Source organism: Streptomyces luteosporeus, from assembly GCF_039532865.1.
Classification (GTDB): Bacteria; Actinomycetota; Actinomycetes; order Streptomycetales; family Streptomycetaceae; genus Streptomyces; species Streptomyces luteosporeus.
On record NZ_BAAASL010000010.1, the window covers coordinates 133640 to 157620 of the forward strand.

General features: G+C 72.2%; 19 protein-coding genes. 14 read left to right on the forward strand and 5 right to left on the reverse strand.

The genetic code is table 11. The features are described from left to right. Positions 1–94: 94 nt before the first annotated feature. Together ABD361_RS15425 and ABD361_RS15430 are read left to right on the forward strand one after the other, a co-directional pair. Positions 95–685 (forward strand): AMIN-like domain-containing (lipo)protein, encoded by a 591-nt coding sequence (locus ABD361_RS15425; protein WP_344435841.1) that lies wholly within the window; start codon positions 95–97, stop codon positions 683–685. A gap of 182 nt (positions 686–867) precedes the next feature. Next, the gene (locus ABD361_RS15430) at positions 868–3060 is read left to right on the forward strand and encodes an MMPL family transporter (RefSeq protein WP_344435842.1); all 2193 of its coding nucleotides are present in this window, start codon (positions 868–870) and stop codon (positions 3058–3060) included. 152 nt (positions 3061–3212) lie between these two features. Here the strand turns inward: ABD361_RS15430 and ABD361_RS15435 are convergent, their stop codons facing one another. The 3 genes from ABD361_RS15435 to ABD361_RS15445 form a co-directional block, all read right to left on the reverse strand. Continuing rightward, positions 3213–3383: a DUF6191 domain-containing protein gene (locus ABD361_RS15435; protein WP_344435843.1), complete on the reverse strand. Its 171-nt coding sequence runs from the start codon at positions 3381–3383 to the stop codon at positions 3213–3215. Between the two features lie 23 nt (positions 3384–3406). Next, positions 3407–4561, reverse strand: coding sequence for a PQQ-dependent sugar dehydrogenase (locus ABD361_RS15440; protein ID WP_344435845.1), 1155 nt, complete (start codon positions 4559–4561; stop codon positions 3407–3409). A gap of 82 nt (positions 4562–4643) precedes the next feature. Beyond that, entirely contained in the window at positions 4644–5642 is a 999-nt protein-coding gene (locus tag ABD361_RS15445) for an aldo/keto reductase (protein ID WP_344435846.1), read from the reverse strand. A gap of 85 nt (positions 5643–5727) precedes the next feature. Here ABD361_RS15445 and ABD361_RS15450 point away from each other — a divergent pair, with 85 nt between their 5' ends. The 6 genes from ABD361_RS15450 (at position 5728) to serA (ending at position 15424) form a co-directional block, all read left to right on the forward strand. Further along, positions 5728–6693, forward strand: coding sequence for a 2-hydroxyacid dehydrogenase (locus ABD361_RS15450; RefSeq protein WP_344435847.1), 966 nt, complete (start codon positions 5728–5730; stop codon positions 6691–6693). A 186-nt stretch (positions 6694–6879) separates the two neighbouring features. Beyond that, positions 6880–9834, forward strand: coding sequence for a putative bifunctional diguanylate cyclase/phosphodiesterase (locus ABD361_RS15455; protein WP_425583215.1), 2955 nt, complete (start codon positions 6880–6882; stop codon positions 9832–9834). A gap of 197 nt (positions 9835–10031) precedes the next feature. Then, positions 10032–11891 (forward strand): acetolactate synthase large subunit, encoded by a 1860-nt coding sequence (locus tag ABD361_RS15460; protein ID WP_344435848.1) that lies wholly within the window; start codon positions 10032–10034, stop codon positions 11889–11891. A gap of 58 nt (positions 11892–11949) precedes the next feature. After that, positions 11950–12474, forward strand: a complete 525-nt coding sequence (ilvN, locus tag ABD361_RS15465; protein ID WP_344435849.1) for an acetolactate synthase small subunit — start codon at positions 11950–11952, stop codon at positions 12472–12474. Between the two features lie 107 nt (positions 12475–12581). After that, the gene (ilvC, locus tag ABD361_RS15470; protein WP_344435850.1) at positions 12582–13583 is read left to right on the forward strand and encodes a ketol-acid reductoisomerase; all 1002 of its coding nucleotides are present in this window, start codon (positions 12582–12584) and stop codon (positions 13581–13583) included. Positions 13584–13816: 233 nt separating this feature from the next. Then, on the forward strand, positions 13817–15424 hold the full coding sequence (serA, locus tag ABD361_RS15475) for a phosphoglycerate dehydrogenase (protein WP_344435851.1): 1608 nt from the start codon (positions 13817–13819) through the stop codon (positions 15422–15424). A 235-nt stretch (positions 15425–15659) separates the two neighbouring features. Here serA and ABD361_RS15480 read toward each other — a convergent pair whose 3' ends face one another. Then, on the reverse strand, positions 15660–17192 hold the full coding sequence (locus ABD361_RS15480; protein ID WP_344435852.1) for an MFS transporter: 1533 nt from the start codon (positions 17190–17192) through the stop codon (positions 15660–15662). Between the two features lie 99 nt (positions 17193–17291). Between ABD361_RS15480 and ABD361_RS15485 the strand changes: the two genes are divergently transcribed. The 3 genes from ABD361_RS15485 to ABD361_RS15495 all read left to right on the forward strand — a co-directional run bounded on the left by ABD361_RS15485 (position 17292) and on the right by ABD361_RS15495 (position 19424). Beyond that, the gene (locus ABD361_RS15485; RefSeq protein WP_344435854.1) at positions 17292–17891 is read left to right on the forward strand and encodes a TetR/AcrR family transcriptional regulator; all 600 of its coding nucleotides are present in this window, start codon (positions 17292–17294) and stop codon (positions 17889–17891) included. 94 nt (positions 17892–17985) lie between these two features. Continuing rightward, positions 17986–19212 (forward strand): cytochrome P450, encoded by a 1227-nt coding sequence (locus ABD361_RS15490; protein WP_344435855.1) that lies wholly within the window; start codon positions 17986–17988, stop codon positions 19210–19212. Between the two features lie 20 nt (positions 19213–19232). After that, the gene (locus ABD361_RS15495; protein ID WP_344435856.1) at positions 19233–19424 is read left to right on the forward strand and encodes a ferredoxin; all 192 of its coding nucleotides are present in this window, start codon (positions 19233–19235) and stop codon (positions 19422–19424) included. A gap of 4 nt (positions 19425–19428) precedes the next feature. Here ABD361_RS15495 and ABD361_RS15500 read toward each other — a convergent pair whose 3' ends face one another. Then, positions 19429–20673, reverse strand: a complete 1245-nt coding sequence (locus ABD361_RS15500; RefSeq protein WP_344435857.1) for a PucR family transcriptional regulator — start codon at positions 20671–20673, stop codon at positions 19429–19431. A gap of 179 nt (positions 20674–20852) precedes the next feature. On the opposite strand from ABD361_RS15500, the gene ABD361_RS15505 reads away from it, so the two are divergent. The 3 genes from ABD361_RS15505 to ABD361_RS15515 all read left to right on the forward strand — a co-directional run bounded on the left by ABD361_RS15505 (position 20853) and on the right by ABD361_RS15515 (position 23877). Further along, positions 20853–21779 (forward strand): proline dehydrogenase family protein, encoded by a 927-nt coding sequence (locus ABD361_RS15505; RefSeq protein WP_344435996.1) that lies wholly within the window; start codon positions 20853–20855, stop codon positions 21777–21779. Between the two features lie 43 nt (positions 21780–21822). Next, complete coding sequence (pruA, locus tag ABD361_RS15510) at positions 21823–23454, forward strand: L-glutamate gamma-semialdehyde dehydrogenase (RefSeq protein WP_344435858.1); 1632 nt, start codon at positions 21823–21825, stop codon at positions 23452–23454. A gap of 282 nt (positions 23455–23736) precedes the next feature. Then, positions 23737–23877, forward strand: a complete 141-nt coding sequence (locus tag ABD361_RS15515) for a hypothetical protein (RefSeq protein ID WP_344435859.1) — start codon at positions 23737–23739, stop codon at positions 23875–23877. The last annotated feature ends 104 nt before the right edge of the window (positions 23878–23981 follow it).

Sequence of the window (23981 nt, forward strand, 5' to 3'; positions counted from 1 at the left end):
TTCGCCGATACGTCCCCCGTGCGCCGAAACGGTCCGGCATGATCCCTGGCAGCGGGCCGGTCCAGGAGCCCGCACCGAAAGGCTGGGGGTAGACATGCGACGGTTGCATGCCGGGCTGGCGGCGCTGCTGCTGGCGGGGGCCGGGCTGACGGCGGCCGCGGTACCGGCGGGGACGGCCGTGGCGGCCGGGGGCGTGGCCACGGCGGAGGCACGGTGCACGGCGGGCTGGGGGAGCCTGCCGAAGGTGAGCACGGCCACCGAGTACAAGCCGCTCCGGGACATCAGGACCGGCCGGCACGAGTGCTACGACCGCATGGTGTTCGACATCCTGGGCCCGGGAACGGGCCCGGTGGGCTACCACGTGCGCTACGTGGACAAGCTGCAGCAGGACGGCTCGGGCGACGTGATCCCCGTGAGCGGCGGCGCGATCCTGGAGGTGCGGGTCGCCGCCCCCGCGTACGACCCGGCCACCGGCCAGGTCAGCTACGACGGCAAGGCTCGCCAGCCGCTGCCGGAGGTGGACCTCACCGGCTACCGCACCTTCCAGGACGCCCGCTTCGGCGGCAGCTTCGAGGGTGACACCCAGGTGGGCCTGGGCGTACGGGCCCGGCTGCCGTTCCGGGTGTTCCAGGACGGCAACCACCTCGTGGTCGACGTCGCGCACAGCTGGCAGGGATTCCGGTGACCAGGGGGATCACCCCCGGGCAGCGTGTGGCATAACCCACAAATACGACAAAGGATCTTATCCTGCTGTCACAGTGGTCGGTCAGGGGCCCCGAGGGGCCTTTGACCATGCTCACCTTGCCCAGCGGTCGTCATGCACGGGTCGCTCCCGGCGAGATCGACGCGATACCCGGGAAGCACGCCATGACCGCACTCGCCCGGTGGTGCCTGCGCCGCCGCTTCGCCGTGATCGTGCTCTGGCTCGTCGCCCTCGCCGGCACCACGGCGGCCGCCACGATCGGCGGCCCGGCCTACTCCAACGACTACTCCGTCCCCGGCACCGAGTCCTCCCGCGCCACGGCACTGCTGCAGAAGGCGTTCCCCGGCGAGGACGGCGACGACAAGATCGTCTGGCACACCGACCGCGGCACCGTCCGCGCCCCCGCCGTCGAACAGCGCATGCGCGACGTCCTGCACCAGATCGCCGCCCTGCCCGGCGTCGCGGCCGTCGAGAGCCCCTACGCCGGCGGCGGCGCCGACCGCATCAGCCCCGACCGGCACACCGCCTACGCCACCGTCGCCTTCACGAGCAAGGGCGGCGACCCCGACCGCGCCCAGGTCGCCCGTGTTGTCGACACCGCCCGCGGCGCCGCCACTGGCAACCTGCACATCGCCCTCGGCGGCAGCGGCATCGCCGTTACCGAGGGCTCGGACAGCCACCTCAGCGAGGCCATCGGCGTCGCGGTGGCGGCCGTCGTCCTCTTCCTCGTCTTCGGCTCGCTCGCCGCCAGCCTGCTGCCCATAGGAACGGCCCTGGTCGGCGTCGGCACCGCCGCCATGGCCACCCAGCTGCTCGGCCACCTGACCAAGGTCGCCGACTTCGCCCCCATGCTGGGCACCCTCATCGGCCTGGGCGTCGGCATCGACTACGCGCTGTTCATCGTCACCCGCCACCGCAAGGGCCTGCGCCAGGGACTGCCGGTGGCCCTCGCGGCCGAGCGGGCCGTGGCCACGACCGGGCGCGCCGTCGTCTTCGCCGGCGGCACCGTGTGCGTCGCCCTGCTCGGCATGCTGGTGCTGCGCCTGAGCTTCCTCACCGGCGTGGCCGTGGCGGCCTCCCTGACGGTCGTGCTGACCGTCGCCGCCTCCGTCACCCTGCTGCCCGCCCTGCTCGGCCTCATCGGCCACCGCGCCCTCAGCCGCCGCGAACGCCGCAGCCTCGCCGCCGGCGGGCCCCGGCCGGAGACCCCGACGAGCCTGGCGGCCCGCTGGTCCGCCTTCGTCGAGCGGCACCCCAAGACGCTGGGCGCGCTGGCCGCCGCCGTGATGCTGGTGCTGGCGCTGCCCACGTTCTCCCTGCACCTGGGCACCTCCGACCAGGGCAACAACCCGTCGCAGTCCACCACCCGTCAGGCGTACGACATGCTCGCCCGCGGCTTCGGCCCGGGCGTGAACGGCCCCCTCACCCTCGTCGCCCCCCTGGACAGCGCCGCCGAGAGCCTGGCGTTCAACAAGCTCCCCGACACCCTGCGGCACACCCCCGGCGTCGCCGCCGTCAGCCCCTCGGTGCTCGACCGCAGCGGGGACACCGGCGTCATCACGGTCGTGCCCACCAGCGCGCCGCAGTCCGACGCCACCAGCGCACTCGTCCAGCGGCTGCGCACCGACGTGCTGCCGCGGGCCACCGCCGGCAGCGGCCTCGAGGTGCGCGTGGGCGGGCTGACGGCCGCCTACGACGACTTCGCCGGCGTCATCCTGCACAAGCTGCCGCTGTTCGTCGGCGTCGTGGTCGGCCTCGGCTGCGTCCTGCTGCTCCTGGCCTTCCGCAGCATCGGCATACCGCTGAAGGCCGCGGCCATGAACATCGCCGCGGTGTCCTCCTCGTTCGGCCTGATCGTGGCGGTCTTCCAGTGGGGCTGGGGCAGCGACCTGCTCGGCCTGGGCGGCGCGGGCCCCATCGAGCCCTTCCTGCCCGTGGTGATGGTCTCGGTGCTCTTCGGCCTGTCGATGGACTACCAGGTCTTCCTCGTCAGCCGCATGTACGAGGAGTGGCTGGCCACCGGCGACAACCGGCGGGCGGTGCGGGTCGGGCTGGCCGAGACCAGCCGGGTGATCAACTCTGCGGCCGTGATCATGATCTCGGTGTTCCTGGCGTTCCTGCTCAGCGGCGACCGGGTGATCGCCATGTTCGGCATCGGGCTGGCCACGGCCGTCGCCCTGGACGCCTTCGTGCTGCGCACCCTGCTGGTGCCCGCGCTGATGCACCTGCTCGGCGGGGCGAACTGGTGGCTGCCGGCCTGGCTGGAGCGGCTGCTGCCGCGCATCAGCATCGAGCCGCCGGAGGCGGCCGTGCCGCAGCAGGCGCAGGAGCAGCTGGTGGACGCGGGGCGGCCGTAGGCCGCGTCCGGTTCTGCGGCTGCCGCCGCGTGGGCGCGACAAGCCGCGGCGCGCCCGCAGAGGGGGTGCCGGGTGGCGCGTCGGCTGCGGGCCGTCGGTGGCCGATCGCGCAGTTCCCCGCGCCCCTGACGGGGCGCTGTGGTCCGCCCGGTCTACCCCCGGGCCTGGCGGGGTCGGATGACGACCTGGCCCGAGTCGAGGTCTATGGGGCCGCGGCCCGGGTCGCCGTCACCGATGTCGTCGACGGTCAGCTCCAGCCGGTTCTGCTCCTCCTCGGTGTGCTTGCGCCCGGGTGAGAACAGTTCTTCGATCACATTGAACATTCCCTGTCCTTCCGTCGTCCCTCTCAGGTCACCTTCAGCAGCAGCAACCGGTCGTCCTCGGGGCCGGGGCGCCCCCGGCCGTCGGTGTTGCTCGTGGTCAGCCACAGACCGCCGTCGTCGGTGGCCACAACCGTGCGCAGCCGGCCGTACTTCCCCTGGAGGAACGCCTCGGGCGGCCCGGAGGATTCCGTTCCGCGCAGCGGGATGCGCCACAGCCGCTCGCCGCGCAGGCCCGCCATCCACAGCGAGCCCTTGGCGCAGGCCAGGCCGCTGGGGGAGGCGTCGGCCGGGTGCCACTGCTCCAGCGGGTCCGTGAGGCCCGGCTTGCCGGCTTTTCCCTCGGCCCCGGGCCAGCCGTAGTTCGCGCCCGGGCGGATGAGGTTGAGCTCGTCCCAGGTGTTCTGGCCGAACTCCGACGCCCACAGGTGCCCGGCCGCGTCCCAGGCCAGGCCCTGGACGTTGCGGTGGCCGTAGCTGTAGATCAGCGAGGACGAGCCGGGGTTGCCGGGCGCGGGGCGGCCGTCCGGCGTCATGCGCAGGATCTTGCCGCCGAGCGACTCCAGGTTCTGCGCCAGCCCGCCCCGTCCGCTCTCGCCCGTACCGGCGTAGAGCATCCCGTCGGGACCGAAGGCGATGCGGCCGCCGTTGTGGATCTCGCCTTTGGGGATGTCGCGCACGAGGGTGTCCGGCGCGCCGAGCCGCTGCCCCTCCGGGCGCCGCTCGTCGACCTGCATGCGGGCGATGCGGTTGTCGGAGTCGGTGGTGAAGTACGCGTAGAGCGTGTGGTCGTCGGACCAGCGGGGCGAGACGGCCAGGCCCAGCAGCCCGCCCTCGCCCTTGGCCGCGACGCCCGGCACCGTGCCCAGCAGGGTCTGCCCGCCGTCCTTCGCCGAGATCCGCACGATGCGGCCGGTGTCGCGCGAGCCGGCGAGCAGGTCGCCGCCGGGGAGCGCGGCCAGGCCCCACGGCGAGTTCAGCCTGGTGGCCACCGTACGGACGACCTCGGCCGAGCCCTTCGCCGGGGCGGCGGAGGCCGCCCGCGAGTCCGAGGCCGCCGGCCCGCCGGTACGGCCGGGGGAGGAGCCGCCGGAGCAGCCGGCGAGGGCCAGCAGCAGAAAGAGGGCGGCGGCGAGGACCGGGGAGGTCCGGGGAGTGCGTCCTGCGGCGGGGACGGGCACGGCACGGTGCTCCTCTCGGGCGGATGCCTGACAAAGGGTATATCCCGGATGAGCGGGACACCCCTCCTTGATACACCCGCGGTCAGTCCCAGGAGCCCATCGCGGGCGGAAGCGCCGCGATTTCGGCGAAGTCCTCGGCGGTCAGGCGCAGTCGCGCGGCCTCGGCGTTCTGCGCCGCCCACTCGGCCTTCTTCGTGCCCGGCACCGGCACCACGTGCCGGCTGCTGGCCAGCACCCAGGCGAGCGCGACCTGTGCCGGCGTGGCGCCGTGGCGCCGGGCGACGCGCCGCAGGCCGGCGACTATTGGCTGGTTGGCGGCCATCATCTCGGCGGTGAAGCGCGGGTGCCGGGCGCGGACGTCCTCCGGTTCGAAGCCCTGGCCCGGAGTGAGCGTGCCGCTGAGGAAACCGTTCCCCAGGGGCATCGCCGCCAGCACTCCCACCCCCCGGGAGGCGCACCAGGGCACCAGCCGCTCCAGTGCCTCGCGCGACCACACCGACAGTTCGGCCTGGACGCAACTGACGGGGAAGACCTGCTGGACGCGCTCCAGCTGGCGTATCGTCGCGTCGTACATCCCGGAACCCGCGCCGTAGCCGCTGCGGGCGCGGGCGCCGACCGCGCACCAGCCCAGCGCGCGCACCTTGCCGGCGGAGACCAGTTCGGCCATCGCGCCCCAGGTCTCCTCCACGGGCACCTCGGGGTCGGGGCGGTGCAGCTGGTAGAGGTCGATGACGTCGGTCTGCAGCCGGCGCAGCGAGGCGTCGCAGGCCCGCTTCACATAGCCGGGGCGGCCGTTGGCGACGATGTGCTGATCGCCCACCAGTAGGCCGCACTTGGTGGAGACGAACGCCTCGGCGCGCCGCTCCCGCAACACCCGCCCCACCAGCAACTCGTTGGTGAACGGGCCGTACATGTCGGCCGTGTCCAGGAGGTTCGAGCCCGCGTCCAGTGCGGCGTGCACCGTGCGCAGCGCGTCCCCGCCGTTCTGCTGGGAGGCGGAGTACGCCCAGTGCATCGGCATGCACCCCAGGCCGATCGCGCCCACTTCGAGCGCCGTCGCACCGATTGTCCTGCGCTCCACCGGCCGTTTCCCCTCCCGTTCCCCTCCTGTGCGGCGGACCCAAACTAACGTCTGCACCTGTGGCCCCATCGCATAGCCTCCAGACATGAGCGCAGATCACAGCGGTTCCACCGGTCCTGCCGTCGCCTGGTTGCCGATACGGCCCGAGAAGATCGACGGCCTGCCCGGGGGCCTGGAGTACGCCCACTGGGACGGCGGCCCGGACTTCCCCACCGACCCGGCGCGGTGCGTCTTCTACGCCGTGCCCTACCTCAAGGGCACGGCGGTGAGCCTGCGGCCGCTGCCGCGGATGCCGCGCCTTCGCGTCATGCAGGCGCTGACCGCGGGCGTGGACGACCTGCTGCCCGCCCTGTCCGTGCTGCCGGCCGGCGCCCGGCTGTGCAGTGCGCGCGGGCTGCACGACGCGAGCACCGCCGAACTGGCGCTCACCCTCGTGCTGGCCGCCCTGCGGGACGTCCCCGGCTTCGTGCGCAACCAGGATGCAGGCCGGTGGCGGCAGGAGTTCCGGCCGGCGCTCGCGGACAGGTCGGTGCTCATCGTCGGCTACGGGGCGATCGGCGCCGCCGTCGAGGACCGGCTCGCGCCCTTTGAGTGCGCGCGGGTCGTGCGCGTCGCGCGCTCGGCGCGCACGGTGGCACGCGGCCCGGTGCACGCGGCCGCCGACCTGCCCGCCCTGCTGCCGGACGCCGACGTGGTGATCCTGGTGACGCCGCTGACCGAGGAGACCCGGGGGCTCGTCGACGCGGGCTTCCTCGCCCGGATGAAGGACGGCGCCCTTCTGGTCAACGTCTCCCGCGGCCCCGTGGTGGACACCGCGGCGCTGCTGGCCGAGCTGGAGCGGGGACGGCTGTGCGCGGCCCTCGACGTCACCGACCCCGAGCCGCTGCCGCCCGGTCATCCCCTGTGGACGGCACCCGGCGTGCTCATCACCCCCCATGTGGGTGGCCCCTCTTCGGCCTTTCTGCCCCGGGCCAAGGCACTGCTGCGCGATCAGCTGGCCAGATTCGTACTGGACGAGCCTCTGCGGAATGTCGTAGCCGTTGTGGACTGAAGCCACGCAGAGACAGCATTTGGATGCACTGCGTATCCGTAATCCCGTCGCTAGTTACGCTATGTATATGAGCTATGTCCCTGAGTGACGAACCTGGTGTATCGTCCCGACGGGGGCTGCTCCGGGCACCGTACGGGCGCAGCGAAGGACCGGAACTCGAGGGGGGCGACGGGCGATGCACGGCCAATGGACGATCTACCCGACGCGGCTCAACCACCCACCACGACCCCGGACGGCGACGCGGTGAGCGCCTCCGGAGCGGCACTCCCCCGCCGGCCCGCGCCGGCCGGGGGTTCGGGCATGCTCTCCCAGTTCCTGCTCGCCCTGGTCTGCGGCGGCTACGCCACGGGTGCCGCCCTCGGGTGGGGTTCGCCCGAGCTGGCCAACACCATGGGCGACTTCGGCCTCGGCGGCGCGGCCGGCCTGGCCGCGGTCTCCTGCTTCTGGTACGGGCGCACGCGCAGCACGCGCTTCCGGCCCGCCTGGCTGCTGTTCGCGGCCTCCTCGGCGATGGCCGGCTTCGGCAACTTCTTCTGGGGCTGGTACGAGGTCGTGCTCGCCGAGCGCGTGCCGAGCCCCTCCCCGGCGGACTTCTGCTTCCTGCTGTTCGCGCCGCCCGCCATCATCGGCCTGCTGGTGCTCGCCCGCCGTCCGGTCACCCGGGCCGGCTGGGTCTGCCTCGCCCTGGACTCCTGGCTCATCGGCGGCTCGCTGCTGACCCTCTCCTGGAGCCTGGCCCTCGCGCACACCGCGCACTTCGCCGGCGAATCCGTCGCCCACGCCGCGCTGTCACTGGCCTACCCGCTGCTGGACATCGTGCTCGTGTCCATGGTGCTGGCCCTGCACTTCAAGCGGTCCTCGGCCAACCGCTCGGCGATCAACACGGCCATCGCCGCCCTCGCCCTGACCGTCCTGTGCGACGCGCTGTTCACCTCGCCCCTGCTGCGGGCCAACTACCGCTCCGGGCAGATCCTGGACGCCGGCTGGTTCGCGGGCTACATGCTCATGGCCTACGCGCCCTGGGTCGCCCGCGAGGAGGGCGGCGAGGACGCGCCGCGCCGGGGCAGGACGGCGGCGCACTCCAGCCGGCCCATCGCCGGCTCCCTCGCGGCCCTCACGCCGTACCTGGCGGCGGCCGTGTGCACGCTGGGCATCCTCTACAACGTCCTCGACGGCCACCACGTCGACCGCGTCGTGCTCTTCACCGGCTGCACGGTCGTCCTGGCGCTCGTCGTCCGCCAGGGCATCATGCTCCTGGACAACATCTCCCTCACCCAGGAGCTGGCGCAGAAGGAGAACCACTTCCGCTCCCTGGTGCAGGGCTCCAGCGACGTCATCATGATCGCCGCACCCACCGGGATACTGCGCTACGTCAGCCCCGCCGCCGCCGGCGTCTACGGGCGCGACGCCGAGGAGCTGGTCGGCTCCGAACTGGCCTCGCTCATCCATCCCGAGGACCTCGGCCGCGTGGTGCACGAGGTGCGCCGCTTCCTCGCCGCACCGCCCGCCGAGGAGCCCACCACCCGCATCGAGTGCCGCTTCCGCTCCGGCAGCGGCGAGTGGCTCAACGTGGAGTCCACCGTCAACCGTCACCACGGCGGGCTGATCTTCAACAGCCGCGACGTCACCGAACGCGTCCGGCTGCAGGCGCAGTTGCAGCACACCGCCGAGCACGACCCGCTCACCGACCTGCCCAACCGCGCCCTGTTCACCAAGCGCGTCCAGCAGGCCCTGGCAGGGCGCAGAGTGACCGACGCGGGCACCGCCGTGCTCTTCATCGACCTCGACGGCTTCAAGGCCGTCAACGACACCGTCGGCCACCAGGCCGGTGACGAGCTGCTGGTCCAGGCCGCCCGCCGGCTGCAGGACTCGGTGCGCGCCGGGGACTCCACCGCCCGCTTCGGGGGCGACGAGTTCGCCGCCCTCATCATCGGCGACGGCAGCCGCGACGCCGCCGCCCGCGAGTACCGCATCCTGGAGATCGCCGAGCGCCTGCGGGTCACCCTCTCCCAGCCGTACCTGGTCGAGGGCGGCACCGAGGTGCGGGTGAACGCCAGCATCGGCGTCGCCTTCGCCGAGGCCGACATCACCCCCGGCGAGCTCATGCGCAACGCCGACCTCGCCATGTACCGGGCCAAGCAGGCCGGCAAGGGCCGCGTCGAGCTGTACGCGCCGCAGATGCAGCACGACGTCGTACGCCGCACCGAGGCCGTCAGCCGGCTGCGCAGCGCGCTGCACGACGGGCAGTTCGCGCTGCTGCACCAGCCGGTCGTCGAGCTCGCCACCGGCCGGGTGACCGCCGTCAGCGCCCAGGCCCGCTGGCGCTCCGCGCAGGGCATCCTCTTCACCCCCGACGAGTTCCTTCGGGTGGCCGAAATGGAGCGCTGCGACGAGAGCGCCCGCACCGCCGAACTCGGCCGCTGGACGCTGGAGAAGGCCGCCGAGCAGGCCGGTGAGCGGCGCCGCGCCGGGCACCTGGTGCCCGTCCACGTCCGCATCCCCGCGGCCCGGCTGCTGGACCGCTCGCAGGCGCCGAAGAACATCGAGGAGCTCGTCCTGCGCCACAGCCTGGCCGCGGGCACGCTGGTCCTCGAGCTCTCCGGCAGCGATCCGCGCCTGTGCCTGGAGGAGCTGGAGCGGCGCCTGGCGGCCCTGCGGCGCTTCGGCGTGCGCATCGCGCTGGACGGCCTCGGCAGCGGCTACGCGGCCATGAGCGCCCTGCGCCGGCTGCCCGTCGACGTCCTCAAGCTCGACCGCACCCTCGTCGACGGGGTGACCGAATCCGCGCGGTTGCACAAGATCACCGCAGGCCTGCTGCGCATCGCCGGCGACCTGGGCATGGAGTCGGTGGCCGACGGCGTGGACACCCCCGAGCAGGCCCACGCCCTGATGGCCATGGGCTGCACCCACGGCCAGGGAATGGTCTTCGCCGGCGCCCTCGACGAACACCGGCTGCGCCACACCCTCGACAGCGGCCCCTACGTCCTGCCGAACACCCTGCCGGGTGATCACACGGACGGGGGGCAACAGGTGCTCGTGGGCGGCGCGCTGCCCGTACGATCCGGCGTCGTGGGCGGGGCCGGAGCCCTCGCCCATGCTCCATTGCGCTCAAATAATGAGACGCCCGTCCCACCCACTTGACACTTCAGGTGCGGCGGGGGGAGGGTCGGTCCCATGCGCACCCGAATTCTCGTACTTGGACAGCGCGTCGGCTGAAGCAGGCCGTCCCCTCCGGACCTGCCGACCACCCCGACGCGCTCCCCTCGCTTGCCTTACGGCACGAGGGGTTTTTTGTTTCCTGTTTTCGTTCGTTCCTGTCTCCGAGAAGAGAAGAGTCGATGACAGAGCAGGCCCCCGGCGCTCACCATCATCCGCACCCGCGGCCCCGCGGTGGTGCGGCCTCCCAGCAGCCCATCACCGAGCACGTCACGGGTGCGCAGTCCCTCATCCGCTCCCTGGAAGAGGTCGGCGCCGAGGTCGTCTTCGGCATCCCCGGCGGCGCGATCCTGCCCGCCTACGACCCGATGATGGATTCCACGAAGGTCCGCCACGTGCTGGTGCGCCACGAGCAGGGCGCCGGTCACGCGGCCACCGGCTACGCGCAGGCCACCGGCAAGGTCGGGGTGTGCATGGCGACCTCCGGCCCGGGCGCGACCAACCTGGTCACCCCCATCGCGGACGCCCACATGGACTCCGTGCCGCTGGTGGCCATCACCGGTCAGGTCGCCTCGAAGTCCATCGGCACGGACGCCTTCCAGGAGGCGGACATCTGCGGCATCACGATGCCGATCACCAAGCACAACTGGCTGGTCACCGACCCGGCCGAGATCCCGCGCACGATCGCCGAGGCCTTCCACGTCGCCTCCACCGGCCGCCCCGGCCCGGTGCTGGTCGACATCGCCAAGGACGCGCTGCAGGCGCAGACGGTCTTCTCCTGGCCCCCGCACACCGACCTGCCCGGCTACCGGCCCGTCACCAAGCCGCACGCCAAGCAGATCCGCGAGGCCGCCAAGCTCATCACCCAGGCCCGGCGCCCGGTGCTCTACGTCGGCGGCGGCGTGCTCAAGGCCGGGGCCACGGCGGAGCTGCGGGCCTTCGCCGAGCTGACCGGCGCCCCCGTGACCACGACGCTGATGGCGCTCGGCGCCTTCCCCGACACCCATCCGCAGCACCTGGGCATGCCGGGCATGCACGGCTCGGTCGCCGCGGTGACCGCGCTGCAGAAGGCCGACCTGATCGTGGCGCTCGGCGCCCGCTTCGACGACCGCGTCACCGGCAGGCTGGACTCCTTCGCGCCGTACGCGAAGATCGTGCACGCCGACATCGACCCGGCGGAGATCGGCAAGAACCGCACCGCCGACGTGCCCATCGTCGGCGACGCCCGCGAGGTGCTGACCGACCTGATCGCGGCCGTGCGCGCCGAGCAGGCCGAGGGCCACGCCTGCGAGTACGGCCAGTGGTGGGAGGACCTCGAGCGCTGGCGGCAGACGTACCCGCTGGGCTACGACAAGCCGGAGGACGGCAGCCTGGCCCCCCAGCAGGTGGTCCAGCGCATCGGGCAGCTCGCTCCCGAGGGCACGATCTTCACCGCCGGCGTGGGCCAGCACCAGATGTGGGCCGCGCACTACATCGACTACGACCAGCCCCAGACCTGGCTCAACTCCGGCGGCGCCGGGACGATGGGCTACGCGGTCCCCGCCGCGATGGGCGCCAAGGCCGGCATGCCCGCGCGCACGGTGTGGGCGATCGACGGCGACGGCTGCTTCCAGATGACCAACCAGGAGCTGGTCACCTGCGCGCTGAACAACATCCCGATCAAGGTCGCGATCATCAACAACGGGGCGCTGGGCATGGTCCGCCAGTGGCAGACGCTCTTCTACAACCAGCGCTACTCCAACACCGTCCTGCACGCCGGCCCCGAGGCCGCCGGCACCGAGCCGTGCGCCGGCACGCGCGTCCCGGACTTCGTCAAGCTCTCCGAGGCGATGGGGTGCGTGGGCCTGCGCTGCGAGGACCCGGCGCAGCTGGACGCGGTGATCGAGCAGGCCAACGCCATCAACGACCGCCCGGTCGTCGTCGACTTCATCGTCCACCAGGACGCCATGGTCTGGCCGATGGTCGCCGCCGGCACCTCCAACGACGAGATCCTCGCAGCCCGCGGCGTGCGCCCGGACTTCGACGGCATCGACGACGACTGACGGACGACCGACGGCCATCACCGCACGGCACACGCCGAGGAAACGGAAGACCGATCCCATGACCAAGCACACGCTCTCCGTCCTGGTGGAGAACACGCCCGGCATCCTCGCCCGGGTCGCCGCACTGTTCTCCCGCCGCGGCTTCAACATCGACTCCCTCGCCGTCGGGGTGACCGAGCACCCCGACATCTCCCGCATCACCATCGTCGTCAACGTCGAGAAGCTGCCGCTGGAGCAGGTCACCAAGCAGCTCAACAAGCTCGTCAACGTGCTGAAGATCGTGGAGCTGGAGGACAGCGCCGCCATCCAGCGCGAGCTCGTCCTGGTGAAGGTGCGCGCCGACAACGACACGCGCTCGCAGATCGTCGAGATCGTCCAGCTCTTCCGCGCCAAGACCGTCGACGTCTCCCCGGAGGCCGTCACCATCGAGGCCACCGGCGGCAGCGACAAGCTCGGCGCCATGCTCAAGATGCTGGAGCCGTTCGGCATCAAGGAACTGGTGCAGTCCGGCACCATCGCGATAGGGCGAGGCGGCCGCTCCATCACCGACCGCAGCCTGCGCGCCCTGGACCGCTCGGCCTGAGCGGGCACAGCAAACCCCCTACCCCCGGACCGCCCCGCGACCGCCCGTCATACGGTGGGACGCGAACCGGGATTCGACCCACACCGGAAACAAGGAGATACCCCCAAGTGGCTGCCGAGCTCTTCTACGACAACGACGCCGACCTGTCCATCATCCAGGGCCGCAAGGTCGCGGTCCTCGGCTACGGCAGCCAGGGCCACGCCCACGCGCTGTCCCTGCGCGACTCGGGCGTCGACGTCCGCGTGGGCCTGCCGGAGGGCTCGAAGTCCCGGACGAAGGCCGAGGAGCAGGGCCTGCGCGTGGTCACCCCCGCCGAGGCCGCGGCCGAGGCCGACGTCATCATGATCCTGGTGCCGGACCCGGTCCAGGCCAAGGTCTACGAGGAGTCCGTCAAGGACCACCTCAAGGACGGCGACGCCCTCTTCTTCGGCCACGGCTTCAACATCCGCTTCGGCTTCATCAAGCCCCCGGCCGGTGTCGACGTGTGCATGGTCGCCCCCAAGGGCCCGGGCCACCTGGTGCGCCGGCAGTACGAGGAGGGCCGCGGCGTCCCGTGCATCGCGGCCGTCGAGCAGGACGCGAGCGGCAGTGCCTTCCCGCTCGCCCTCTCCTACGCCAAGGCCATCGGCGGCACCCGCGCCGGCGTCATCAAGACGACCTTCACCGAGGAGACCGAGACCGACCTCTTCGGCGAGCAGGCGGTGCTCTGCGGCGGTGCCTCCGCCCTGGTCAAGGCGGGCTTCGAGACCCTGGTCGAGGCCGGCTACCAGCCGGAGATCGCCTACTTCGAGTGCCTGCACGAGCTGAAGCTCATCGTCGACCTGATGTACGAGGGCGGCCTGGAGAAGATGCGCTGGTCGGTCTCCGAGACCGCCGAGTGGGGCGACTACGTCACCGGTCCGCGCATCGTCAACGACGCCACCAAGGCCGAGATGAAGAAGGTCCTCGGCGAGATCCAGGACGGCACCTTCGCCGAGAACTGGATGAAGGAGTACCAGGCCGGCCTGCCCAAGTACAACGAGTACAAGAAGGCCGACGAGGACCACCTGCTGGAGACCACCGGCAAGAAGCTGCGCAAGCTGATGAGCTGGGTCGACGACAAGGAGTGACCTCCTCCGGGCGGGGCCGCGGCGCTCGCCGCGGCCCCGCCCGCCGCTGTCGCCCCGCCGCCCGGCTGTGATCCTTGCGAGAAGGCGGAAACGCCACCCGGAAGTGCCGATACACTGCTTCGCACAACGCGTCAGGCTCACAGCGTCGTGCGTCTTCCACGCGGCTGCCCCCCTTCACCGCCTTCGGCCGTCGGGACGGCCGTCTGCGAAGGAACAGTGAGGACTGAGTCACCGTGAGCCCTGCTGCCTCGTCACGCAAGCCCGTCGTTCTGATTGCCGAAGAGCTCTCGCCCGCGACCGTCGACGCCCTCGGCCCCGACTTCGAGATCCGGCACTGCGACGGCGCCGACCGCGCCCAGCTGCTGCCCGCCATCGCCGATGTCGACGCCGTGCTGGTGCGCTCCGCGACCCGCATCGACGCCGAGGCCGTCGCCGCGGCCAAGCGCCTGCGGGTCGTCGCCCGGGCCGGCGTCGGCCTGGACAACGTCGACGTCTCCGCCGCCACCAAGGCCGGTGTGATGGTCGTCAACGCCCCGACGTCCAACATCGTCACCGCCGCCGAGCTCGCCTGCGGCCTGCTCCTGGCCACCGCCCGCAACATCCCCCAGGCCAACGCCGCGCTCAAGCGCGGGGAGTGGAAACGGTCGAAGTACACCGGCGTCGAGCTCGCCGAGAAGACCCTCGGCGTGGTGGGCCTCGGCCGCATCGGCGTCCTCGTGGCCCAGCGGATGGCCGCGTTCGGCATGAAGATCGTCGCCTACGACCCGTACGTCCAGCCGGCCCGCGCCGCGCAGATGGGCGTCAAGCTCGTCTCCCTCGACGAGCTGCTGGAGAGCGCCGACTTCATCACCGTCCACCTGCCCAAGACGCCCGAGACCCTCGGTCTGATCGGCGACGAGGCCCTGCACAAGGTCAAGCCGGGCGTGCGCATCGTCAACGCCGCCCGCGGCGGCATCGTCGACGAGGCGGCCCTGGCCAGTGCCCTCAAGGAGGGCCGGGTCGCCGGCGCCGGCCTGGACGTCTACGCCGTCGAGCCGTGCACGGACTCGCCGCTGTTCGACTTCGACACCGTGGTGGCCACCCCGCACCTGGGCGCCTCCACCGGCGAGGCGCAGGAGAAGGCCGGCATCGCGGTCGCCAAGTCGGTGCGCCTGGCGCTGGCCGGCGAGCTCGTCCCGGACGCCGTCAACGTCCAGGGCGGCGTCATCGCCGAGGACGTCAAGCCCGCCCTGCCGCTCGCCGAGCGGCTCGGCCGGATCTTCACGGGCCTGGCGGGCGAGGTCGCGGTGCGCCTCGACGTCGAGGTGTACGGCGAGATCACCCAGCACGACGTCAAGGTGCTCGAACTGTCCGCGCTCAAGGGCGTCTTCGAGGACATCGTCGACGAGACGGTCTCCTACGTGAACGCCCCCCTCTTCGCCCAGGAGCGCGGCGTCGAGGTGCGGCTGACCACCGGCTCGGAGTCCGCCGACCACCGCAACGTCGTCATCGTGCGCGGCACGCTCTCCGACGGCTCCGAGGTCTCGGTCTCCGGCACGCTGGCCGGCCCCCGCAACATCCAGAAGGTCGTGGCCGTCGGCGAGCACGACGTGGACCTCGCCCTCGCCGACCACATGGCGTTCCTGCGCTACGCCGACCGGCCCGGCGTGGTCGGCACGCTCGGCCGCATCCTCGGCGAGGCCGGCATCAACATCGCGGGCATGCAGGTCTCCCGGGCCACCGAGGGCGGAGAGGCCCTGGTCGCGCTCACCGTCGACGAGTCGATCCCGGCGCCGGTGCTGGCGGAGATCGCCCAGGAGGTCGGAGCGAACTACGCCCGCGCGGTCAACCTGGCCGACTAGACAGGGCGTACGGCGAAGGGCCCGGTCCGCACCTGTGAGGGTGCGGACCGGGCCCTTCGCCCTGGCGTGCCCTGCAGTGCCCCGAAGGGGCGCAGGGAACTGCGCGATCGGCCACCGACGGCCCGCAGGCAACGCGCCACCCCGGCGGCCCGGCCGAAGCACGGCACTTCGTCTGCGGGCGCGTCGTGGCTTGTCGCGCAGTTCCCCGCGCCCCTTACGGGGCGCCCTGGTGCCGCTAAGCGAGGGGCTCGGCGGCGCCGCCGAGCCCGCGCAGGGCGCGGACCGTGAAGGCGGCCGCCAGGACGAAGACCGCGGCGCCGCCGAGTGCGGCCAGGTGCATGCCGTGGGTGAAGGCCTCGCGGGCCGCGTCCAGCACCGCCTCGCCCGTAGCCCGTGGCAGCTGCCGCGCGGCCCCCGCCGCCGCGCCCAGCGTCTCGCGCACCGCGCCGGCCACGCCCTGCGGCAGCGTGGCGGGCAGGGCGCCGGGGACCTCGTCGCGGTAGACGGCCGTACCGATCGAGCCGAAGACCGCCATGCCCAGGGCGCCGCCGAACTCCTGGCCCGTCTCCATCAGGGAAGAGGCGGTGCCGGCCTTCTCCAGCGGGGTGGCGCTGAGCGCCATGTCGGAGACCAGGGACATCACCGTGATGATGCCGCAGCCGATGACGGCGGCGGCGATCAGGACGGTCCACAGGGCGTGGGTGCCGGCCACCGCGAGCAGGGCGAAGCCGGCCGCGGCGACGACGAACCCGCCGGCGATGACGTACGCCCGGTCCACCTTCTGTGCGAGCGCGGTGGACAGCGGTCCGGTGGCGCCGATCACCAGCGACGGCGCGATGCTCCACAGCGCCGCCTCCAGCGGGCCCTTGCCGAGCACGCCCTGCAGGTACTGCGTGGTGAAGTACGTCGAGCCCATCATCCCGAACGCGGCGAGGGTGTTGACGGTGATGCCGGCGCCGAAGACGCGGTGCCGGAAGAGCTCGGGGCTGATCATCGCGTGGCGGCAGGTGCGCTGGCGGCGGACGAAGAACCAGCCCACGACGAGCCCGGCGGCGATCGACAGCAGCGGGACGGCGCTCACCGCGTTGTCCGCGGCGATTTCCTTCATGCCGTACGTCACCGGCAGCACCGCCGCCATCGACAGCGGCACGCTGAGCAGGTCGAAGCGGCCCGGGGCCGGGTCCTTGGACTCCGGTACCAGCAGGGGCGCGAGGATCAGCAGCAGCACCATGGCGGGCACGTTGACCAGGAAGACCGAGCCCCACCAGAACTGCTCCAGCAGCAGGCCGCCCATCACCGAGCCCAGCGCGATGCCACCGGCCATGGCGCCCGACCAGATGCCGATGGCCAGGGTGCGCTGCTTGTCGTTGCGGAACAGGGTGCGCACCAGCGCCATCGTGCTCGGCATCAAGGTGGCCCCGCCGATGCCGAGTACGGCCCGGGCGGCGATGAGCATCTCCGCGTTCTGCGCGTAGGCGGCGGCCACGGACGCGGTGCCGAAGGCGGCGGCGCCGAGGAGCAGCAGTTTGCGGCGGCCGATGCGGTCGCCGAGCGAGCCCATGGTGATCAGCAGCCCGGAGAGGGCGAAGGCGTAGATGTCGAAGACCCACAGCTGCTGTGTGCCGGTCACGTGCAGCGACTCGCTGATCGCCGGGATCGCGAAGAACAGGACGGAGACGTCCATCGAGACAAGGAGGAGGGGCAGCAGGAGGACGACGAAGGCCGTCCACTCCCTGCGCCCGGCCAGAGGTGCGCCGGAGTTCGTCATGGCCACGACTATACGGTTGTCTTAAACGCTTGTCTATGACGGTCGTATAAGACGTCCGTCTTGGACGTTCGTATGGGCGCGCGACTACGCTGCGGACGCATGGGACACCGCGAAGATCTGCTGGCAGGCGCCAAGCACTGCCTGCTGGACAAGGGCTGGGTGCGCACCACCGCGCGCGACATCGTGGCCGCCTCCGGCGCCAACCTCGCCTCCATCGGCTATCACTACGGCTCCAAGGACGCCCTGATGATGGAGGCGTTCATGGCCCTGACCGAGGAGTGGGGGGAGGGGGTCGGGCGGTCGCTGACCGGCATCGCGACGGACGCCTCGGTCCCCCGCGAGGAGCGCGTCGCCCTGGTGTTCGAGCGCATCAAGGAGAGCTTCGCGCAGGACGGCGCGTTCTGGGCCGCCCAATTGGAGGTGGTGGGCCAGTTGGCCAAGCATCCGGAGCTCAAGGAGCGGTTCGCCGGCGTGATGCCGGAGGGCCGGCGCGGCATGGTGGCCATCTTCGAAGGGGTGGACGACCGGGACGTTCCCGATGAGGTGGCGCGCACCGCCGGCGCCCTCTACCACTCCGTGTTCATCGGCATGTGGGTGCAGTGGACCATCGATCCCGCGGCGGTCGGCAGCGGAGCCGACCTCGTCGAGGGGATGCGCCGGATCCTGGAGGGTACGGTGCTGGGCGCGGCCGGGGAGTGAACGGGCGGGCTGCAGGAGGCTGGACGGCGGGCGCGGCGCGGGGGTCTACTTGATTGCCTGAGGACACTAGTCAGTGCCGACCGGGAGGTTGCCCATGACCGCCGCAGGATCCCGCGCCACCGCCCCCTCCGACGCCCCTGCCTTCCCGCAGGACCGCACCTGCCCCTACGCCCCGCCCGCCGGCTACGCCGACGTGGCCGCCGGCGGACCCGTCACCCGCGTCACCCTCTACGACGGCAGCCTGGTGTGGGCCGTCACCGGCCACGCCGAGGCCCGCGCCGTCCTCGCCGACCAGCGCTTCTCTTCCGACCGCCAGGACCCCCACTTCCCCGTCGTGGTGCCCCGGGCGGAGCAGCAGGCCACCATCCGCACCCCGCTCCTCGGCGTCGACGACCCCCGGCACGCCGAGGAACGCCGCCCGCTCATCCCGCACTTCGGCCACCGCACCATCGCCGCCCTGCGCCCGCGCATCCAGGAGATCGTCGACGGCCTGATCGACACCATGCTCGCCGAAGGCCCCGGCGCCGAACTCGTCTCGGCCTACTCCCTGCCCGTGCCGTCCATGGTCATCTGTCATCTGCTCGGCGTGCCCTACGCCGACCACGAGTACTTCGAGGCCCGCTCGCGCGAGCTGCTCGCCTCGATCACCGCGGACGACGCCGTCAGGGCCCGCAACGCGCTGCTGGACTACCTGCGCCGGCTCGTCGAGGACAAGCAGCGGCAGCCCGGCGGCCCCGGCCCGGGCCTGCTCGGCGAACTCATCGAACAGGGCCGCAAGAACGGCGGCACCGACCGGGACCAGCTCGTGCTCATCGCCCTGATCCTGCTGGTCGCCGGGCACGAGACCACGTCCAACATGATCGCCCTCGGCACGTACACCCTGCTGCGTCACCCCGACCAGCTCGCCGCCCTGCGCGCCGACCCCGCCCTGATGCCCGGTGCCGTCGAGGAGTTGCTCCGCTACCTGACGATCGCCGACGCGCTCGTGCGCGTCGCCACCGAGGACGTCGAACTCGGCGGCCACACCATCCGGGCCGGCGACGGCGTCGTCGTCGTGCCCTCCCTGGCCAACCGCGACACCGCCGTCTACCCCGGGCCCGAGACCCTGGACGTACGCCGCTCGGCCCGCCATCATCTGGCCTTCGGCTTCGGGCCGCACCAGTGCCTCGGGCAGAACCTCGCCCGTGCCGAGATGGAAATCGCCCTGTCCACCCTCTTCGCCCGTATCCCCACCCTGCGCCTGGCCGTTGGCCCGGACGAGCTGCCCGCCAAGCCGGGCGGCACCCTGCAGGGTCTCTACTCACTCCCGGTCACCTGGTGACCGGAGAACGGAGGACCGCCATGCGCGTGACCATCGACTCCGAGGTGTGCATCGGCTCGGGCATGTGTGCCCTCAACGCACCCGGCGTCTTCACCCAGGACGACGACGGCTTCGGCACCGTCCTGCCCGGCAAGGAGGACGGCGCCGGCGACCCCATGGTCCGCGAGGCCGTGCGCGGCTGCCCCGTGCAGGCCATCACCGTGCAGGAGTGAGCCGTCAGGGCCGCCGCAGACGGGCGGCCTTGAGCGTCATGTGCAGCAGCAGGCGGTCCTCGCCCTCGTCCAGATCGAGGCCCGTCAGCTGCTCCACCCGGCCCAGCCGGTAGTACAGCGTCTGCCGGTGGATGCCCAGGGCCGCCGCCGCGCGGCCCGCCTGGCCGGCGCAGTCGAGGTACACCTCCGCCGTGCGGGCCAGCTCCGTGTACGCCGGCGCCAGCAGCGGCGCCACCGCCGGATCCGCGGCCCGCCCGGCCGGCAGCCCGGTCAGCACCCGGTACGGCCCGATGTCCGCCCACTGCGCCACCGGGCCCAGCCGCTGCTCGGCCCCGGCCGCCCGGGCCGCCGACAGCGCCTCCTCCCAGGCCTGCGGCAGCTCCGCCAGGCCCCGGCGCGGGGTGCCGATCCCCGCCGCCGGCACCGCCTGCGGCCCGGCCGGCAGGCCCGCCCGCGGCGAGCGCAGCAGCCGGTCCGCCGCGGTCAGGGCCGGGGCGGGGGAGGAGGCGGCCCGCAGCCGCACCAGTGCGGCCAGTGCCGCCGAGCCGTCCGGCAGCGCCTCCGGCACCGCGCACAGCGCCGCCACACCCGACTGCGCGGCCAGCGCGGACCCCGCGCCCTCCGTCCCCGCCGGCTCGTCCCCGCCCGCGCCGTCGCCCGCCCGCCAGGGCGTGACCGCCACCAGCGCCAGCGGCCCGTCGGCCGCCGCACCCAGCGCCTCGCGCAGCGCCCCGGCCGCCGCCTCGCGCGCGGCCGGCCGGGCGGTCAGCAGCTCCCGCAGCAGCTCGCCCAGCTCCGCACCGGAGCGGGCCTCGGCCGCCAGCAGTGCCCCGATCCGCGCAGCGGTCTCCATCGCATGGGCCAGCCGGGGGTCGGCGAAGGGCTCGGCGAGGTCCAGCTCGGCCAGGTGCCCGTCGTCCAGCAGCCACACGTAGCCGTGCACCACGCCGCCGTGCCGCACCGGCAGGCAGATGCGGCCCTTGAAGACGCCCGCGGCGGGATCCGGCGGGATGCGCAGCGGCGCCTGGGCCCGGGCGATGCCGAACGCCTCGAACCACGCCCGTACCGCCGCGGTCGACCGCCGCTGCAGGATCGAGCGCGTGCGCACCGGGTCCATCGTCAGCTCGAGGTCGTCGTCCCCGCCGTGCGCGCCGAAGGCGATCAGGCCGAAGTCGCGGTCCTCCAGGGTCGCCGGAGCGCCCAGCGCCGCCGAGATCTCGTCCACGAGCTGCTGATACTCGCCACGCATGCCGCGCTGCGCTCCTTTCTCCATTCGTCGGTCATCATTGTCATACAGATGTCTGAGATCCCGGCCACGAATGCGTGACAGCTGTCGATGGCCGTCAATATGGCGTGAACCCTACGTTTCACGATGAGTTTCTTATGCCGTCCCCCCAGGTGGGAACGGCCGTCATCGTGGAGGTGCCCGTGCTGGGTCCCGTGATCCTCGCTGCGTCGCGCAGCGACAAGATGCGCCGCTTCGTCTCGGCTGCCCCGGGCACCAAGCAGGTCGTCGACCGCTTCATCGCGGGCGAGACCGTCGACCAGGTCATTCCCGTCGTCGAGGACGCCGCGGCCAAGGGCCTCGAGGTCACCCTGGACGTGGTGGGCGAGGACATCACCACCGTCGAGCAGTCCTACGCCGCGCGCGACGCCTATCTGGAGCTGATCGGGCGCCTGAAGGAGCTGGGCCTCGGCACCCGCGCCGAGATGTCCGTCAAGCTGTCGATGTTCGGCCAGGCCCTGGAGGGCGGCCACGAGCTCGCCCTGGCCAACGTCCGCCCCGTCGTCGAGGCCGCCGCCGCCATCGGCACGACGGTTACGCTGGACGCCGAGGACCACACCACCCTCGACTCGATGTTCGCCATCCACGAGGAGCTGCGGAAGGACTTCCCCGACACCGGCTGCGTCATCCAGGCGTACCTGTTCCGCACCGAGGACGACGCCCGCCGCCTGGCCGAGGCCGGCAGCCGCGTGCGCATCGTCAAGGGCGCCTACAAGGAGCCCGCCTCGGTCGCCTACCAGGACAAGGCCGAGATCGACAAGGCGTTCGTCCGCATCCTCAAGATCCTGATGGCGGGCAAGGGCTACCCGATGATCGGCTCGCACGACCCGCGGCTGATCGCCATCACCAAGGAGCTGGCCCGCCAGGCCGGCCGCGCCATGGACGAGTACGAGTTCCAGATGCTCTACGGCATCCGCAGCGACGAGCACCTGCGCCTGGCCGCCGAAGGCCACCGGATGCGCGTCTACACGGCCTACGGCACCGACTGGTACGGCTACTTCATGCGCCGTCTGGCCGAGAAGCCCGCCAACCTGATGTTCTTCGCCCGCTCGATCCTCACCAAGGGCTGAGCCTCCCCCCGACCCCCGTAACCCGTTAGGAGACATGGCACCCATGGACGCTGTGACCCAGGTCCCCGCGCCGGTCAACGAGCCGGTGCACGGCTACGCCCCCGGTTCCGCCGAGCGCGCACGCCTCGAGGCCAAGCTCAAGGAGCTGGCCGCCAACCCGATCGCCCTGCCGATGACCATCGGCGGCGTCAAGCGCATGGGCGGCGGCGAGCCGTTCAAGGTCGTCCAGCCGCACAACCACGCCGCCGTGCTGGGCACCTTCCACCACGCGACCCGGCAGGACGCCCAGGACGCCATCGACGCCGCCCTGGCCGCCGCCCCGGCCTGGCGCGCGATGTCCTTCGACGACCGCGCCGCGATCATCCTGCGCGCCGCCGAGCTGCTGGCCGGCCCCTGGCGCGAGACGCTGGCCGCCTCCACCATGCTGGGCCAGTCCAAGACCGCCCAGCAGGCCGAGATCGACACGCCCTGCGAGCTCGTCGACTTCTGGCGCTTCAACGTCCACTTCGCGCGCCAGATCCTGGCCGAGCAGCCGGTCGCCAACTCCGCCGGCGTGTGGAATCGCAGCGACCACCGCCCGCTCGAGGGCTTCGTCTACGCGATCACGCCGTTCAACTTCACCGCCATCGCCGGCAACCTGCCGACCGCCCCGGCCCTCATGGGCAACGTGGTCGTCTGGAAGCCGTCCCCCACCCAGACCCACTCCGCCGTGCTGCTGATGCAGCTGCTGGAGGAGGCGGGCCTGCCCAAGGGCGTCATCAACCTGGTGACCGGCGACGGCATCGCCGTCTCCGAGGTGGCCCTGAACCACCCCGAGCTGGCCGGCATCCACTTCACCGGCTCGACCAAGACCTTCCAGTACCTGTGGAAGACGGTCGGCAACAACATCGAGAACTACAAGTCCTACCCGCGCCTGGTCGGCGAGACCGGCGGCAAGGACTTCGTCGTCGCCCACCCGAGCGCCGACCGCGCCGTGCTGAAGACCGCGCTGACCCGCGGCTCCTTCGAGTTCCAGGGCCAGAAGTGCTCGGCCTCCTCCCGTGCCTACATCCCGCGCTCCATCTGGGAGGACGGCTTCAAGGAGGAGTTCGCCGCCGAGGTCGACGGCATCACCATGGGTGACGTCACCGACCTGTCGAACTTCATCGGCGCCGTCATCGACGACCGCTCCTTCGCCAAGAACAAGGCCGCGATCGACCGCGCCAAGGCCGACCCGTCCTGCACGATCGTCGCCGGCGGCACGTACGACGACTCGGTCGGCTACTTCGTGCGCCCGACCGTCATCGAGTGCACCGACCCGGAGAACGAGGTCTTCACGACCGAGTACTTCGGCCCGATCCTGGCCGTCCACGTCTACGAGGACGACCAGTACGACGCCATGCTGGAGCAGATGGAGTCGGTGTCCGCCTACGCGCTGACCGGCTCGGTCATCGCCGCGGACCGCGCCGCGGCCGCGCACACCATGGAGAAGCTGCGCTTCGCCGCCGGCAACTTCTACATCAACGACAAGTCGACCGGTGCGGTCGTCGGCCAGCAGCCCTTCGGCGGCGGCCGCGCGTCCGGCACCAACGACAAGGCCGGTGCCGCGACCAACCTCCTGCGCTGGGTCTCGACCCGGTCCATCAAGGAGACGCTGGTCCCCCCGACGGACTACCGCTACCCCCACATGGGCTGACGCCCCCGTGAGCACCGCCCCCCGCCCCGGCCCCCCAGCCGGGGCGGGGGGCGGTTCCATGTGGCGCACGGGCCGTCTCAGATAGTAGGAAGTCCGAGTAATAGGCGGGACATCGTGCACCCGCTGCCTTAGCGTTGAGAACAGCCGAACGCCCGCTCCATCGAGCGATCCGCGGTCGCGGCCGCGTGCCACCGCGCAGGTGACCCCTGCGGCACCGCAGGCCCCCGCCCCTGACGGCGCTTATCCCGCATCCCCTCCAGGACTCGCGAAGGAGACGTGCCCATGCCCGAGACCACCACCGCCCGCCGCCCCCGTCGCCGCACGACCGAGCGCGCCCAGCGCGAGGCCGACCGGATGAACGCCGCCGCCGCGCTGCAGCGTGCCCTGGACCGCCGAGACAACGGCGGCGTCACCGGTCACTAGCGCCCCATTGGGGCGCGGGGAACTGCGCGACAAGCCACAACGCGCCCGCAGATGCGGGCCGTGCCTCGGCTGCAGGCCGTGGGTGGCTGATCGCGCAGTTCCCC

What these genes read in the sequence shown, in the direction of transcription:
- ABD361_RS15425 (WP_344435841.1), top strand. Translation starts at nt 95, where the DNA reads ATGCGACGGTTGCATGCCGGGCTGGCGGCGCTGCTGCTGGCGGGGGCC.
- ABD361_RS15430 (WP_344435842.1), top strand. Translation starts at nt 868, where the DNA reads ATGACCGCACTCGCCCGGTGGTGCCTGCGCCGCCGCTTCGCCGTGATC.
- ABD361_RS15435 (WP_344435843.1), bottom strand. Translation starts at nt 3,383, where the DNA reads ATGTTCAATGTGATCGAAGAACTGTTCTCACCCGGGCGCAAGCACACC.
- ABD361_RS15450 (WP_344435847.1), top strand. Translation starts at nt 5,728, where the DNA reads ATGAGCGCAGATCACAGCGGTTCCACCGGTCCTGCCGTCGCCTGGTTG.
- ABD361_RS15455 (WP_425583215.1), top strand. Translation starts at nt 6,880, where the DNA reads ATGGACGATCTACCCGACGCGGCTCAACCACCCACCACGACCCCGGAC.
- ABD361_RS15460 (WP_344435848.1), top strand. Translation starts at nt 10,032, where the DNA reads ATGACAGAGCAGGCCCCCGGCGCTCACCATCATCCGCACCCGCGGCCC.
- ilvN (WP_344435849.1), top strand. Translation starts at nt 11,950, where the DNA reads ATGACCAAGCACACGCTCTCCGTCCTGGTGGAGAACACGCCCGGCATC.
- ABD361_RS15480 (WP_344435852.1), bottom strand. Translation starts at nt 17,192, where the DNA reads ATGACGAACTCCGGCGCACCTCTGGCCGGGCGCAGGGAGTGGACGGCC.
- ABD361_RS15485 (WP_344435854.1), top strand. Translation starts at nt 17,292, where the DNA reads ATGGGACACCGCGAAGATCTGCTGGCAGGCGCCAAGCACTGCCTGCTG.
- ABD361_RS15490 (WP_344435855.1), top strand. Translation starts at nt 17,986, where the DNA reads ATGACCGCCGCAGGATCCCGCGCCACCGCCCCCTCCGACGCCCCTGCC.
- ABD361_RS15495 (WP_344435856.1), top strand. Translation starts at nt 19,233, where the DNA reads ATGCGCGTGACCATCGACTCCGAGGTGTGCATCGGCTCGGGCATGTGT.
- ABD361_RS15500 (WP_344435857.1), bottom strand. Translation starts at nt 20,673, where the DNA reads ATGCGTGGCGAGTATCAGCAGCTCGTGGACGAGATCTCGGCGGCGCTG.
- pruA (WP_344435858.1), top strand. Translation starts at nt 21,823, where the DNA reads ATGGACGCTGTGACCCAGGTCCCCGCGCCGGTCAACGAGCCGGTGCAC.
- ABD361_RS15515 (WP_344435859.1), top strand. Translation starts at nt 23,737, where the DNA reads ATGCCCGAGACCACCACCGCCCGCCGCCCCCGTCGCCGCACGACCGAG.